This is a genomic window from Flavobacterium sp., from assembly GCF_043722275.1.
Taxonomy (GTDB): Bacteria; Bacteroidota; Bacteroidia; order Flavobacteriales; family Flavobacteriaceae; genus Flavobacterium.
The window spans coordinates 12,718-28,491 of record NZ_JAYSPC010000006.1 but is presented as its reverse complement, the minus strand read 5'-3'; the positions used below and the strand labels follow the sequence as shown (position 1 = coordinate 28,491).

The window sequence follows — 15,774 nt, the reverse complement described above, 5'->3', positions numbered from 1 at the left end:
AATGTCGCACCCAGAGGATAAATATTTAATAGAACCTGTTTATGATAAAATAAAAACACTTGAAGGTAGCTCAGCTTCTTTCCCTTACGGAGGTTCTTCAGGCGAATGGGGAGATTCTCATAAGTCATGGACAGAACAATATGGAACTCCTATTGGGGCTGATATTACCTATTATGCAGGCTATGAAGATACTTTTTACCGGTTAAATGTAGATTTTCCAGTGGAAACCATGCAGGATTTAACCAAAAGATTTTATTCTGAGAATGAAGATTTAGAATATAACGAAGTAGTGAATGAATACGTATATGATAGAAAACCCTATCAAAGTGCTTATACAGAATTTGGTGATCTTGTTTTTGGATTTGCGCCAAAAGGGATAGTTGTTGTTTGGTTAAGATATGGTGCTACTCAAAAAGAACTGGGACGTTATCAAGCGGAAATAATAAAAGATGATGCAGCTCTGGAAGAAAAGTTATTTGCTTCATGGTCAATGAATCGAAAACAAGTGCACGAAAATTATTTTATTCCAGATACAAGTCCTGAAAAATGGGATAATTACCGTAAAAAATATGTTTGGCATACTGCCATAACTTCTACAAATCCAGCTTTCAAACTTTTTGATGTCATGACAGGATACTTTAATGCGGAATCTGAAATTGCTGTTCGACCTGTATCATTAACTCCTGCTAAAAGAGCAAGAGCTATTCCAAGTCATATCACTTTTTTTTGGGAAACGGGCAAAGGAGAAAAATTTGAAGGCAGAGCATTTTTTAATTGGGAAAAAACAAACGAACAATTTAAAAATGGAGATAACGGCGATAATGAAATTCAAATAAAAGTTACTGCTGATAATGGAGATTTTGAGGTTTTATTAAACGGAAGATCTTTAGAAACAGTTAATAAAAGAGTATTTAAGACTGATATAGAATTTAAAGAATCTTATAGATAAATGTTTTATTCTAAAAAAACAAAATGCACAATGGATAAATTAACTAAAACCATTTTCCTGCTAATATTGATAGCTATATCTATGCAGACCTATTTTATAAATGGGGAAAAAAATTCTGAAAGTGTAATTATTTTTGCAGTTCCTATATCGATTAATATACTGCTAATCATTATTTATTTTAGTAACAAAGAAGATTTTGCTTATAGAAAATCTGTAGGCAATCTGATAAATTGGTGCTTAATTATTTCTGCAATCTATTTTGTGATTTTTGGGTATTTACTTCAGTTGGGTAAAGCTTTTAAAAATTAATTATGAAAAAAAATAAACATATTGACTTCACAAATATACTGCTAACAGTATTGCTCATAGTTACTGTAATTGCAAATGGTGTACAAAATTATTTCTTCCAGGGACGAGAAAGATTTGAATGGAACATAGGTGTTATAAGCAGTAAAGAAAATGTAGTGCAAGTTTCAAGTTGCAATTTCAAAGGCAATTCTTCTGACATAAATAAAAACATGATACTTGATAATAGTTGGGATAAAATAAACAATTCTGAAAATAATACTGTTGGTGCTTTTTTCCCCGATAGTTTATCAATATCATGGTTTTCTTATAATGAGAAAAAATTTTATACAGGTAATTTTGTTTTACCATATGAAACCATTTTGAAAAAAGCGGTGCAAATGGGTATTTTTCCAACTGAAAAGAGTACTTATAGAAACGATCAAATTCTTTGTTTGTTGCTGAAATTCAACCCAAAGGGAGGGTTGCAGTATGGATACAAAAGTTTGATGAAAATGATAATGAAACAAAAATTAAAATTGGAACATATCAAACTAAAGAAATCAAAGCAACTTGGCATATTTTTGATCATTATTCAGAAACCGACAAAACTTCAGATATCGATATCTCTAAAAAAGTGGCGTTAGTAATGGAACGACACTCTTATAGATTAGAAATCAAATTGCCAGACGGATATACTTTAGATAATTCTTATTTTGAATTTTTTAATCAAAATATTTATAGTTTTAGTGAAAGAAAGTCGAAAACAATTCCTGTGTTTGATTATCTACCAAAAGAATTTTATTTGAAATGGGGAAATGGGAAAAAAAAATTTATGACGCAATTTTCTTTTGATGAAGAGGATATTTTAGATAATTTCAGGAAAGAAAGTGGCAATGCTAAAGCAGAATCATTAGTTCTTGAATTAATTGTAAATGATCGTAATAACGGTATTAAAGTTATTCTGAAAAATACAAAAACAAATTCAGAATTTATATTTAAAGACAGATATAAATCTAAAAATGAAATGACTATTTTTCCACAGATGTAAGATGCTTAAAGATCAATAATTAAGCTTTGACTTTCTAAAAAATCAATAACCACTTTGTAATCTCTTACCGAGAGAACCAGAAAGATGAATTGGAATTAAAATCGGGAAGGACAGTATAAAATTAGATATGAAAGACGAAACAACTCAGCTAGAAATTTATGCTAAAAGTATATATTAGTTATTTCTTTTGATAACAATAAAAAAGGGCTTATGAAAATTTTCATAAGCCCTTTACTTTTTATATAAACTTTAAATTATTTCACGATCAATTTTTTAGTCACATTCAAACCTTTAGAATTAATATTTACAATATAAATTCCGGATGATAAATGATGATTAATTTGTCCTGAAGTAGATAGTTTTTCTGTTAAAACAGTTCTTCCGTTTATATCAGAAACAGTAATTGAAGCCGTTTCTCCATTTTCTAATTCAGGCAATACAACTTGAAATTGATTGTTGGTTGAAGGGTTTGGATAAATAGTTACTGCTTTTTCTTTGATTAAAGCGTCTTCTACTTTAAGAACAGATTTAGCACTTGAAGCACTTGTAAGTTCTAATTGCCATTGTGCGCTAAACCAACCATCCTGAGAATTTCCGTATTGAGCAGATCCTGTTTGGTTTTCTACATGAATAATATTTCCGGATTGCCATCTGTTTCTGATTCTGATCCAGGTTCCGTCAACATTATCGCTAGACCATTGTGCGCTCCAGAAAGTAGTGTCAGTAATATTACATTGAACAGATCCTGTTTGACCTTCGATATTAATCAGTTCGCCTGTTGCAACATTTTTAAGAACATAATAAGTTGCATCAATTGCAATTTTTTGCCATTTGTAATTGTTGTTAGTAGCCGTTGCTCCATAACCTACATTTACTCCGGCATCAGATAAATAAGCGCCGGTCCATCTGTTTTTAATCGTGTAATACGTTCCTGTTGCGGTTGAAACAGTAATTGCACATGTACTTGTTTTGCTTCCGTTAACGGTTGTAACAGTAATAGTTGCAGATCCGTTTGCTACAGCAGTTACCAAACCAGAAGCATTTACAGTTGCCACAGCAGTATTACCTGAACTATAAGTTACTGATTTATTCGTGGCATTTGCAGGTAAAATTGTTGGTGTAAGTTGTTGTGTTCCACCAACAGACAACGATGCTGAAGCCGGACTTAAACTTACACTTGTTACCGCCACATTTGACGCACTTACAGTTACTGCACAAGTTGCGGTTTTTGCACCATCCTGAGTTGTTACTGTAATAGTTGCAGTTCCTGCGGTTACAGCAGTTATTAAACCGGAAGCATTTACAGTTGCTACAGCAGTATTGCCTGAACTATAAGTTACCGTTTTGTTTGTTGCTGTTGCAGGTGCAATTGTGGGCGTTAATTGTTGTGTTGCACCAACTAATAAAGACGCTGTTGTTGGCGATAAAGTTACTCCTGTAACCGCAACAACAGTTCCCGGATTACTGTCATACCAAGTTGCATTCATATACCAACCTGTTTTATTTCGGCTTAAATCAGCAGATTGGGTTGTTCCGTCATTAAAAATTAAATTGGTCGAAGTTACATTTGTAAACGTATAGCTATACCAGCCATTCCCTGCATCTGTCATGTTTACGCCAGGCCAGGAAGCATCGGCTAAAACTCCGGTTGGTAAAGCGCTCCAATAATAAATCTTAATTCCGGTTCCCCAAGTTGTTGGTTTGTAGAAATAAACCGTAAAATTAGTATTCGGGTTTACCGTGATAATTGCGGTTGCGGTTTTATTTCCGTCTTGAGTTGTTGCTGTAATAGTTGCCGTTCCTGCCGAAACTGCTGAAACCAATCCGGATGAATTTACAGTTGCAATTGCAGTATTACTAGAACTCCACGTTACCGTTTTATTCGTAGCATTTGCCGGAGCAATTGTTGCCGAAAGTTGTTGTGTATTTCCCGCATATAAACTTGATGTTGTTGGCGAAACACTTATTGAAGCAACCGGAATTGACGCAACCGTTATGGCTGAAGTTGCTGTTTTATTGCCGTCAACTGTTTTAACTGTAATAGTTGCTGTTCCTGCCGAAACTGCTGTAACCAAACCAGATGTGTTTACAGTTGCAACAGCTGTATTGCCGGATGTCCAGGTTACGTTTTGGTTTGTTGCATTTGCAGGAGCTAAAGTTGCATTTAATTGTTGAGTAGATCCCAAACCAACAGTTGCCGTTGCAGGACTAACAGAAACTCCTGTAACGGCAACAACCGCAACATTTGTATTGGTTAAAACAATATATTGAAAAGCATTAAAAGATTGTGTAGCTCCGGAAACCAATGTTACGGTAGCACCAGTATAGGCATCTTTATAAGTTCCTGCCAATGCTGCCGGAATCACAAATGTTTTACCGGCGTTTCTAAGATTGGTCATTACAATAACTTTCTCTGTTCCTAATGTTTTTGTAAAGGCACAAATATCATCACTCGCATAAGGCGTCATTGTACCACGTCTGATGGCAGCACTACTATTCCTGAAGTTAAGTATTTTGGCAAATTCTGGTGTGGCAGCTGTATTACTCCAGTTGATTTTTACAGAAGTATAAGGCCACGGAATTACCTGATTGAAGGCTACTTCTTGTCCGCTGGTTAAAAAAGGAACACCTTTCATATAACCCGAAACTAAGAAATTTGCCACTACTCCGGCATTACTTTTAAATACTGTAAAAGGAGCAGTATCGCTGTTGTTTTCGGAATCGTGATTTGCAGTCCATCTCACTTCTTGCTGACTTCCTGTTGCATACGTATATTCCATGTCATTTGTGGTTTGGAATCTTGTAGAAACCGGACCTCCGCCAGCCACATTTTTCAAGGCATCGTAAAACCATTTATCACCAAAATTCATATCAAATCCTGCTTGAAAATTTTGTAAACGATCTCCTTCGGCAAGCATTAATAAGTTATGAGAACTGATTCCTCTTAAATTACTGATAATTTCCGTCCAGAAATCAATAGGAGGATTATTAGCAAAATCACAACGATATCCGTCGATATTTGCTGCAAAAATCCAATAACGCATCGCATCTTTCATTGCTCCGCGAAGTGCCGTATTGTTAAGATCCAATGCTGCTATGTCAGAGAAGTTTGCCAACTGATTAATTGTTGTGCCGGTTCTTTGATAATATTCCGGATGAGAAACCGTCCAGGGATGATCCCATGAAGTTCCGTTTACAGCAATATCCAGCATTACCGCCATACCTTTGGCATGAGCCGCATCTACCAGATTACGCATATCTGTAAGCGTTCCGTATTCAGAACCTACTGATTTATAATCTTTGATACAATAAGGAGAGTTTGAACTTCTCGAATCTGTTCCATAAGGATAAATTGGCATTAAATAAAGCACATTGATACCAAGTGATTTAATTCGGTCCAGATCAGATGTAACTGCGGATAAAGTTCCGGAAGCACTATGAGGACGAATATGAACCTGATAAATATTTGCGTCTCTTGGATCTGGAACTCCTGTATATGGCGTGCCATATTGAGCAGGATCCTGGGCATAAACTGAACTTGCAAATAATAATAGAAAACAGACTATTGTTTTCGTGAAATGAAATAATCTAGTGGTAATTTTTGTTTTCATAATTTTTGTTTTTTGCATGCTTGTCAGCATCTTAACTAAAATTCATTCTCACTCGCATTGGTTTTAAATATGACAAACATTTGTAGTTAATAGTTTTCAAGTAGTAATAAAATTCTTAATTTTTTTTCGCCACGAATTGCACGAATCCCCCGAATTAAGCTTTTTCATAATCTTAAACAGATTAAAAATTTGTGCTAATTCGTGAAATTCGTGGCAAAAGCTTAGAGACTTAGTATCTCAGTCCCGAAGGTTCGGGATAGAAGCTTAGTTTATAACTTTTTCAATCCCTTTAATTCTGTAGCATTTCCTTCCTTAATGCTAATTGCAACACCGCCGCCCGGAGCTAAATACTGTTTTAAAATTGTTTTTGAGGTTATCACAACTTTGGTAACAGTATATTTTTGTGGATTTTGATTCCAGTTTGCTTCTTTCGCATCAGCGTAAATAGTAGCGATGAATTTTTTTCCGGCAGGTAAATAATCGAAAGTAATGTTAGCCGTTCTTGCGTTTTCATCTGTAATTCCGCCTACAAACCAAGCATCTTTTCCTTTTGCTTTACGAGCAATCGTGATGTAATCTCCAGGTTCAGCTTCAAGAATATAACTGTTATCCCAATCAACAGCAACATCTTTTATGAACTGAAAAGCATCTGGAAAACGCTCGTAATTCCCCGGAATATCAGCCGCCATTTGCAACGGACTATACATTGTCACGTAATACGCCAATTGTTTTACTAAAGTTGTATTGACACGTTGCGTACTTCCGGTTCCATAATACGAAAGGTCAGTCTGAAAAATTCCAGGCGTATAATCCATCGGACCTCCCATTAATCTTGTAAAAGGCAAAATCGTGGTGTGATCCGGTGCTAATCCTCCCATAGATTCAAACTCAGTTCCGCGAGCAGATTCCTGAGCGATCCAGTTTGGGAAAGTTCGGTTTAAACCCGTTGGGCGAACCGCTTCGTGACTGTCAATCATGATTTTATAATCGGCGGCACGTTTGGCCACGTTGATGTAATGATTCACCATCCATTGTCCGTCATGATGTTCGCCACGCGGAATAATTTTACCTACATAACCTGTTTTTACAGCATCGTAACCGTTGTCATTCATAAATTGAAAAGCACGATCTAAACGACGCTCATAATTCGTCGCCGATCCTGAAGTTTCGTGGTGCATGATAATTTTCACGCCTTTTGAAGCCGCATATTCATGAACTGCCTTTACATCAAAATCCGGATAAGCGGTTACGTAATCAAAAACTTCCTCTTTCCAGTTGTTGATCCAGTCTTCCCAACCAATGTTCCAGCCTTCGATAAGGATTGCATCGAAACCATTTTTAGAGGCAAAATCAATATATTCTTTTGCACGTTCAGTTGTAGCTCCGTGTTTTCCGTTTGGCGTTAGCTTAGAAAAATCATCCGTTAGTTTTACATTATTTTCTTTTCCAAAAGCCCATGTACTTTTTCCTGCAACAAAATATTCCCACCAGATTCCGATGTATTTTACGGGTTTAATCCACGAAACATCTTTGTAACTTGTAGGTTCGTTGAGGTTCAAAATTAGTTTTGAAGCCAAAATTTCAGTTGCTTTATCACTTACAACAATAGTTCTCCAGGGCGATTGTGCATCTGTCTGGATATATCCTTTTGCACCAACGGCATCCGGCGCTAAATGACTTACCATTTTGTTGGTTTTAGCATCAACTTCAAGATACATTGCCGGATAATTAATCAAACCAGCTTCGTGAATATTGATGTATAAACCATCATCAGATTTCATCATTGAAGGCGTTTGCACAGATAATTCCTTGATAGGCGATTGTGCATTGATTTCGATAGTTGCTTTTTTCATCAACGAAGGAATTTCAGAAATTTTCGAAGTTGTATAAGCATATTCGTTTGTGTCATAATCTCCCGGAATCCAGAAAATTTTATGATTTCCTGCTAATTGAAATTCGGTACGTTCTTCCTTAATTACAAAATAACTCAAATCATTTTGCTTTGGAAACTCATATCTAAAACCCAATCCGTCATTGAATAATCTAAAACGAATTCGAATATATCTGTTATTGTTTTTGGCTTGAGCCAAAGTCACAACCAGTTCGTTGTAATTGTTGCGTATTGTTTTTTCTTCACCTAAAACAGGATTCCAAGTATCATCTACTGTAGATTGTGCTGTATTTGTAACGGTAAAACCATCCAAAAACGAAGGCATATTTTGTAGCTCTAAACCCAAAGAACTTGGTTTTATAACTGGTTTTTGTTTATATGATAATTGGTAAGATGGAATTCCGCCCTCTTTCAATTCAAATTTTAAGGAAAGATTTTTGTTTGGTGAAGTTATTTCCTGAGCGTGAATCCAGAAGGAATTGGCGCATATAAAAAGTAACAACGCTATTTTTTTGCTCAAACGAATTTGAAGCGGCATTTTTTGGGATTGAAAATTCATGTTATTTAGTTTTTTGCAAATTTAATTTAATTTTAAAGTTGCGTGGGTATTAATTCTTCAATATTAGATATTGAAAAGGAAGTAAAGTGATTTCGGCGCCAAGAGTTACAGACGTTCCTGTGACAGCATCTTTCCAGGTTGCTTTTAATGAGTTAGCTACCAAATATTTCACAGAATTATTGGTCAGGTTAGAAAGCACCAAAACTTTTTCGGTATCTTTTACCATTGTAAATGCACTAATAGCATCGCTGCTATATCCTGTGTAAGTTCCTCTTTTAACGGCGTTGCTTGTGTTTCTAAAAGCAATTATTTTTTTGTATTCGGCTAACATTGAAGCGTCTGCGGTTGTCCAGTCAATTGGAGTTTTGGCAAAATAATTAAGCCTTTTGTCATATCCCACTTCTTGTCCGTTGTAAATCATTGGAACAGATTTCATATATGCTGCAACAACAAAAGTCGCGATAGATCCTTTTTTACCTCCAAAAAGTTCTAACGGCGTTCCTTCTGAAAGGTTAACATCGTGATTGCTGGTATATCTTACAACTCTGTTTTCAGTAGTATAATTGTTGGCATATTCCGTAGCATTAGAATCCTGAATTGTAGTTGCGGGTTTACTTTCCTTAAAGATATTTTCTAATGTACTGAAAAAGTTGAATCCAAAAGTATAATCAAAACCTGAAGCAAAATGATTGACTTTTGAACCTTCGGCCAACATTAATATGGTTTGATTTTTTTTGATGCTTCTTAATTTCGTAATTGCATCTGACCAAAATGTTTGCGGAACAAAATCGGCATAATCACATCTAAAACCATCAATATTTGCGTTATAAATCCAATATTCCATAGCATCGATCATTGCGTTTTTCATTTCGGTATTATTGAAATCCAACTGCGCTACGTCATTATAATTTGTTCCCGGCGGAATAATGATATTTCCTTTGTCATCTTGCTGATACCAATTTTTATGTTGAGTAATCCACGCATTATCCCAAGAAGTATGATTGGCAACCCAATCCAGAACAACGGCCATATTTTTTTTATGCGCTTCTTCAACTAAAAGCTGAAGATCCTGTAAAGTTCCAAAATCCGGATTTACAGCTTTGTAATCCTGAACGGCATAAGGCGAACCTAATTCTCCCGAAGCTTTCACTTTTCCAACAGGATAAATTGGCATTAAATAAATAACATTTGCGCCCAATTCCTGAATTTGAGTTAATCTTTCCTGAACGCCTTTTAATGTTCCTGCCTGACTAAATGCACGAATGTTTACCTGATAAATTACGGCATCTTCTTTACTTGGCATTTTTTCGAAAGAAGTTCCATATTGCTGATAAGGAGAACTTACGACCGAATCGCCATCTGAAGAACTACACGAAATAAATGCTAATGCAAGTATTAAAGTATAGGCAATATTTATATTTGATTTCATATTTTTTGAATTTGGTTTTAATAAAGCTCAGAATTTTTCAAGTTTAAAGATATCCTGCCTTTCGCTCAAAAAAGACAGGTATCACTCAAACTAATCCAGCTTATTAACGTTAGATTATTTTTTAACGATTGTACAAGTTGCAGTTGCAGGATATCCTGTTGTTGCCGGATCTACATCGTTTATTGTAAATGTTATTTCATAAGTTCCCGGTTCGCCAATATCATAAGCGCCGCCATTATCCTTATTGATTGTATTTGTTGTTGGATCAGCAGGTCCGTAGTTTACATCCCATTTATCATTTAATCTAAATTTTAAAGCTCCGGCTAATAAATTAGCAGTTACTTTCCAGGTTTTAGTTTCATGGTTGTATGACATTGGGATAGAATGATTCCATCCATAATCTTTATCTTCCGGTGTTGCTGCATGTGTTGAAGATCCCACGATTCCCCACGTATATGGAGTAGAAGTCCATTTTAAAGTATTTAAATTTACTTTTATCTGATAAGATCCTTCTCCCGGAAGATGGAAGTTGGGCTCGCTCATATTTTTTAAATCACTGTTTGATGCTCCTGCACCGTAGTATTGATCCCAATTTCTGGCTGTGTTTAATTTAAAATCAGTTCCATTTCCTGGAGGAAGAGTAACATAACCCTGATAAACGCCTTTTGCAATAGCAGTTAAAGCTGCGGCAGTTCCCACATTAAAATCTCCCTGATAGAATCCCGGCATATAAATTTCGCCAAAAACAACGCTTTTTTCATAAGGTGTAACGGTTAAAGTAATAGGGTCAGAGTAGATTTTTCGATCCATTGCAGCTTCTACGCGAACTACTAATTTTCCGGCAACATCTGGCTGAAGTCCTAAGGCTGTGGCAATTTTATTTAAATCAATGGCAATAAATGATTTGCTTAAAACATCTTCACCAACAACAACTCTTTTGGCTTTTTCCCAGGCATTGCTGCCGCTGGTGTCTCCAATTAAATCAAATTGAATGGCATAAGTAACCGGCGCATCAATTGGGAAGGTTACTTTTGACCACGAGACAAGTAAAGCATTATCATCTGCGGTATCTTCTGTTAGCACTATTGTACTTGCAGAAACTTCAATTGCAGAAGGGAAACTAACGGATTTTAATGTCGTTAACTGACCTTCACTTTCACAGGAAGCGCCCAGAACAAGCAAGCTCCCTAAAAGGAATAATTTACTAATATATTTTTTCATGATTGTTTTGTTTTTAATAACCCGGGTTTTGTTTCAGTCCACGATTCGCATCTAAAGCAGATGTTGGAATTGGGAATAATTTTCGGAAAGCAGGAGATGCAGGTCTGAATTCGTTTGCCAATAAAAATTTGTCAAAACGAATCATGTCTTGTCTTCTGTGACCTTCCCAGTTGAGTTCGAATCCTCTTTCGTTATAAATATCATCAAGAGTTGGGTTTGCAGCTAATGCATCTAAACCGGCACGTTGTCTGATTTGATCTATAAAAGGTTTTGCAGCACCGGGATTTCCCAAACGGGCATTACATTCCGCTTGCATTAAAATCACATCGGCATATCTAAAAATCGGGAAGTCATTTGAAGCTCCTCCGCCACTTTTTGCTCCAGCCGGATAAAATTTAACATTACGAACTCCAGCCTGAGGATCAGCTCCGGGATTGTCAAGAGAAGCTACATCAAGGGTATAATTATATCCTCCGGGTTGTTCGCCCACTAAAAACTGCTGTCTTCTAATATCTGTTAAGGCATATTTCAGGAAGAAATCTTTAGGAACAATAGTTCCGTTCCAGCCCGCCATTCCAAATAAAGCGGTACCATGCGGACCATACACGCTGCGAACAGCATAAATGTTACGGGAAACGACATCAAGAGTGGCGTAAATAGGTAAAATGGTTTCATCATCCGGAAGTACATCTCCAAACAATTCATAATATTTATTCCCTAACGGACTAGAAGCATTTGCTGCTCCGGAATGTAGTGTAAATCCGCCTTCGCTCACTTTGTTACAAGCGGTTAAACATTCGCTCCATTTTGCATCGCCTGTATAAACCTGAGCGTTCAAATATACTTTTGCAAGTAAAGTATAACCTGCCCATTTATTAAATCTTCCGTAATAATTTCCTCCTCTGGTTCCGGAAAGCAGTTCTACGTTTTCGGTTAATTCTTTTACAATAAAGTTGTAAATTTCTTTACGGCTTGATTGCGGAATTTTATCTACTGTAATATTATTATCAGTAAAAAACGGAACATCGCCATAATCATCAATTAATAGATAATAAAAGAAAGCGCGTAATACTTTCGCTTCGGCAATTTTTGAAGCTTCGGCATTTGATTTTTCTAATAATCCAACAGCTAAATTGGCATTGAAAACCGATTTGTACAACCAGTTCCAGGTATTGTTTATGATAAAATCTGTTGGCAGCCATTCATGTTTATGCAAACGTGCAAAATCTTGTTGCCAGTCTCCGGTATTTCTATGCGGAATCACCTGCTCGTCAGAAGACATACAGTTCATGTCATACCAGCCGTTATCAGCGCCTGCATATCCAACACCTGGTATATTGTTGCGTTGAAAGTCACCCGGAATTTCAGCATAAACGCTTGCAAGAGCAATATTGGCACCTTCGGGCGTGCCATAAAATTCATCGGCAGGATATTTATCGTACACATTTTCGCTGATATCTGTACATCCAAAAAGGGCTAGGAAACAAACGCTTCCTGCTATTAGTATATTTTTAATTTTCATTTCTTTACTATTTAAATTTTACAGTCAGACCAAATGCAACACTTCTTGTACGAGGGTAAATTCCCCTGTCACCACCAAAGTTATCAGCTGGATTACCACTCCCACTTATATTCAATTCAGGGTCGAGACCTGTATAATCTGTAATCAGTAATAAGTTGTTTCCTGTAAGAGAAAGTCGGACAGAGTCTACATATTTATCTGTAAAACGGAAAGTATATCCGGCAGTAACATTTTCTAAACGAATAAATGAACCATCTTCTAACCACAAATCAGATCCATAAGGTGAAGAATGAATTCCTTTATCAACAGCACTTTCTAAAATATTTGATTTACCGGTATTTTCCAGCATACTTAAGTTTTGATTCAATGCGTTGTAGATTTTATTTCCTCCGGAACCTCTTACTAATACAGAAGCATCAAAGTTTTTGTATCTGTAAGAAGGGTTAAATGCAAAAGTATAAGTTGGCAATGCTGAACCTGCATAATAGCGATCCGGACTTTTCACACCTTGATCAATAACACCGTTTCCGTCACGATCTTTTACTGTTTCGACACCATTGTCATTTACACCGGTATGTTCTAGGATATAAAATGCACCAACCGGTTTTCCTTGTACTAAATAAGAGTTTGCAGCTCCCCAGCCTACATAATCTGTATTTAAAGGAATACCATTAATACTACCGCTTAAATTAAGCACTTCGTTTTTCATCAGGGATACATTTCCGGCTAATGTAAGTGTGCTGTTTTCGGTTTTGATAACATCATATGCAAGAGCAATTTCCAGACCTTTGTTTGAAATACTTCCTACGTTTGCTTTTATTTGATTATAAGGATAAGGTGGTTGAGGTACGGTGTAATCAAATAATAAATTTTCGGTTTTAGAATCATAAACGTCTACGCTACCTCTTAATCTATTGTTTAAAAGGGCAAAATCAAGACCAATATTAGTCTGTTTTTTTGTTTCCCATTTCAAATCAGCATTTGCATTTTGAGTAATGTTGAAATTGGTAATAGGCATTCCTCCAAAATAAGTTGTTCCTGCACTTCCCACTAATGACAATGAGGTTTGTGGATAAAGACCTTGTTGGTTACCGGTTTCTCCATATCCTACACGCAACTTTAATTCATTAAATAAAGTTTGAGTTGCCATGAATGATTCTTTGTTGATTTGCCATGCAACAGATGCTGACGGGAAATTTCCCCATTTGTTGTTTGCTCCAAATACAGATGAACCATCACGTCTGATACTTGCTGTAAGTAAATAACGATCTAACAAAGAGTAGTTTAATCTTCCTAAATAAGAAACTAAAGTTCTGTCATTTTTATAAGAAGAAATATCAGAAGATTGTACTTTCGAAAAATCTCCAAATTGCAATGCGTTATAAGTAGTATTATCGTTTATAAAACCTCTTGCCTGAGCATAATTTCCCTGATACGTCTGACTTTGCCATTCGTATAAGGCTAATGCGTTGAAACTATGAATCCCGAAAGTTTTTTTATAGTTAAGGCTAATATTGGTTAATTTTTCATTTTGTCTTTCATTTTTAATATTTGCATATCCTTTCTGATCTATTGCAAGAGCATCTGTGGATTCTGCCGGCATGAAATATCCAATAGTTGTATTTGTTTTTCTCCAGCTTCCAAACCAGTTTGCCGAAAAACCTTTGCCTAAATCTAATTCGGCTTTTAAACTTCCAAATAAATTATCACTTTGTCTTTCATTTATAGCAGTTTGAGCCACCGCATAAGGATTTAAATATTGAAAAATAGTTGGATCTGTATAATAGGTTCCGTTCGTATTAAAAACAGGATCAGTTGGTCTGGCCAATAATGAATTTGTAATCAGGTTTGACTTATACGAAACTGTTCCTACTTCGCCAATACTGTTGGTTACATTATTTACTCCGGTATTTAAATTAAACGTCAATTTTAATTGGTCATTAAGAGCCAATTGCGTAGCCTGAATACGACCAATATATTTTTGATTGCTTGAATTAATTACAACTCCATCTTGTAAAATAGCCGTTAGTGAAGCTCTGTAATTGAATTTGTCAGTTCCTCCTCCAAAAGAAAGAGTGTGCGTTTGAGTGATTCCGGTTTGCGTTAAAAGACCGTACCAATCTGTATTTGAACCATGATTTGCCGAAGCCGGAACACCAACACTTTGAGCAGTTGCCCACCATTGGTCAGCATCTAACATCTCTAATTTTTTTGGAATAAAATCGATAGAAGTAGAACCAATATATTCCATAGTAGTTTTACCTGCCTTGTTCTTTTTAGTCGTTACGATAATAACTCCCGGAGCTCCTCTGGAACCGTAAACGGCAGTTGCAGATGCATCTTTAAGAACATCGATACTTTCAATTTCGCTTGGCGGAACCTGATTTAGCAAATCCATATTTCCCTGAATTCCGTCAACTACTACAAGCGGATCATTTCCTCCAATTAAAGAAGAAATTCCACGAATACGAACACTTGGTCCTGAACCCGGTTCGCTACCAATTTGAGTAATATTTACACCGGCAGCTTTTCCTGCAATCAATTGTAACGGATTTACAATTGCGCCTTGATTCATATCTTTTGCAGCGATGGAAGAAACCGCTCCTGTAACATCTTTTCGGGCTGTAGAACCGTATCCTACAACTACTATTTCCTGTAAATCTGTAGCGTCAGGAATAAGCTGAATGTTGATAATATTTTGACTGGCAACTACTTTTTTTTCTTTATAGCCAACAAAAGATACAATAATTACCGAAGAAGCACTTTCTACAGTAAGTTTATATTTTCCGTCAAAATCAGTTACCATTCCGTTTTTTGTTCCTTCTTCAATAACCGAAGCTCCCGGCAAAGGCAAACCATTTTCATCAGTAATAATTCCGGATACAGTTTGTTTTTGATAGTCAATATTTTCTGTTTTAAGCTCTGGCTTTTTCAGGATAATCTGAGTATCTCTCACTTTAAATTCAGTTGGAGTTCCTTTAAAAAGTTTATCTAAAACAATATTGATATTTTGGTCTTTTACAGAAATAGAGATAACACGATCAAGATCAATGTCATTTAGTTTGTAAATAAACCTGAAATCTGTTTTTTGTTCAATGGTCTCAATAACCTTTTCGATTGTTGAATTGTTTAATTCAAGAGTTACTTTTGTCTTTTGGGCATAAGTATTTCCTCTAATATTAAACATGGCGACCAAAATAAGTAGTGTAGTTAGTTTCAATTTTAGGTCATTTTGGAACAATGAGTATAGGAACCC

General features: G+C 35.9%; 10 protein-coding genes. 4 read left to right on the top strand and 6 right to left on the bottom strand.

The annotated features are described in order from the left end of the window. The 4 genes from ACHZDT_RS00680 to ACHZDT_RS00665 form a co-directional block, all read left to right on the top strand. The coding region (locus ACHZDT_RS00680; protein ID WP_394772737.1) for a DUF2931 family protein at positions 1-949 on the top strand (949 nt) is incomplete at its 5' end. Between the two features lie 30 nt (positions 950-979). Beyond that, positions 980-1,258, top strand: coding sequence for a hypothetical protein (locus tag ACHZDT_RS00675; RefSeq protein WP_394772736.1), 279 nt, complete (start codon positions 980-982; stop codon positions 1,256-1,258). Between the two features lie 2 nt (positions 1,259-1,260). Continuing rightward, a complete protein-coding gene (locus tag ACHZDT_RS00670) occupies positions 1,261-1,881 on the top strand; it encodes a DUF2931 family protein (RefSeq protein ID WP_394772735.1) in 621 nt (206 codons plus the stop codon). 2 nt (positions 1,882-1,883) lie between these two features. Further along, positions 1,884-2,285, top strand: coding sequence for a hypothetical protein (locus ACHZDT_RS00665; RefSeq protein WP_394772734.1), 402 nt, complete (start codon positions 1,884-1,886; stop codon positions 2,283-2,285). 254 nt (positions 2,286-2,539) lie between these two features. Here the strand turns inward: ACHZDT_RS00665 and ACHZDT_RS00660 are convergent, their stop codons facing one another. The 6 genes from ACHZDT_RS00660 to ACHZDT_RS00635 all read right to left on the bottom strand — a co-directional run bounded on the left by ACHZDT_RS00660 (position 2,540) and on the right by ACHZDT_RS00635 (position 15,738). Beyond that, positions 2,540-5,896 (bottom strand): Ig-like domain-containing protein, encoded by a 3,357-nt coding sequence (locus ACHZDT_RS00660; RefSeq protein WP_394772733.1) that lies wholly within the window; start codon positions 5,894-5,896, stop codon positions 2,540-2,542. Between the two features lie 269 nt (positions 5,897-6,165). Further along, positions 6,166-8,346: a glycoside hydrolase family 97 protein gene (locus ACHZDT_RS00655; protein ID WP_394772732.1), complete on the bottom strand. Its 2,181-nt coding sequence runs from the start codon at positions 8,344-8,346 to the stop codon at positions 6,166-6,168. Between the two features lie 49 nt (positions 8,347-8,395). Further along, positions 8,396-9,775: an alpha-amylase family glycosyl hydrolase gene (locus tag ACHZDT_RS00650; RefSeq protein WP_394772731.1), complete on the bottom strand. Its 1,380-nt coding sequence runs from the start codon at positions 9,773-9,775 to the stop codon at positions 8,396-8,398. 114 nt (positions 9,776-9,889) lie between these two features. Beyond that, positions 9,890-10,996: a SusE domain-containing protein gene (locus ACHZDT_RS00645; RefSeq protein WP_394772730.1), complete on the bottom strand. Its 1,107-nt coding sequence runs from the start codon at positions 10,994-10,996 to the stop codon at positions 9,890-9,892. A 13-nt stretch (positions 10,997-11,009) separates the two neighbouring features. Continuing rightward, complete coding sequence (locus ACHZDT_RS00640) at positions 11,010-12,518, bottom strand: RagB/SusD family nutrient uptake outer membrane protein (protein WP_394772729.1); 1,509 nt, start codon at positions 12,516-12,518, stop codon at positions 11,010-11,012. A 7-nt stretch (positions 12,519-12,525) separates the two neighbouring features. After that, the gene (locus ACHZDT_RS00635; protein ID WP_394772728.1) at positions 12,526-15,738 is read right to left on the bottom strand and encodes a TonB-dependent receptor; all 3,213 of its coding nucleotides are present in this window, start codon (positions 15,736-15,738) and stop codon (positions 12,526-12,528) included. Positions 15,739-15,774 lie beyond the last annotated feature (36 nt).

What these genes read in the sequence shown, in the direction of transcription:
- ACHZDT_RS00655 (WP_394772732.1), bottom strand. Translation starts at nt 8,346, where the DNA reads ATGAATTTTCAATCCCAAAAAATGCCGCTTCAAATTCGTTTGAGCAAA.
- ACHZDT_RS00650 (WP_394772731.1), bottom strand. Translation starts at nt 9,775, where the DNA reads ATGAAATCAAATATAAATATTGCCTATACTTTAATACTTGCATTAGCA.
- ACHZDT_RS00645 (WP_394772730.1), bottom strand. Translation starts at nt 10,996, where the DNA reads ATGAAAAAATATATTAGTAAATTATTCCTTTTAGGGAGCTTGCTTGTT.
- ACHZDT_RS00675 (WP_394772736.1), top strand. Translation starts at nt 980, where the DNA reads ATGGATAAATTAACTAAAACCATTTTCCTGCTAATATTGATAGCTATA.
- ACHZDT_RS00665 (WP_394772734.1), top strand. Translation starts at nt 1,884, where the DNA reads ATGGAACGACACTCTTATAGATTAGAAATCAAATTGCCAGACGGATAT.
- ACHZDT_RS00660 (WP_394772733.1), bottom strand. Translation starts at nt 5,896, where the DNA reads ATGAAAACAAAAATTACCACTAGATTATTTCATTTCACGAAAACAATA.
- ACHZDT_RS00640 (WP_394772729.1), bottom strand. Translation starts at nt 12,518, where the DNA reads ATGAAAATTAAAAATATACTAATAGCAGGAAGCGTTTGTTTCCTAGCC.
- ACHZDT_RS00670 (WP_394772735.1), top strand. Translation starts at nt 1,261, where the DNA reads ATGAAAAAAAATAAACATATTGACTTCACAAATATACTGCTAACAGTA.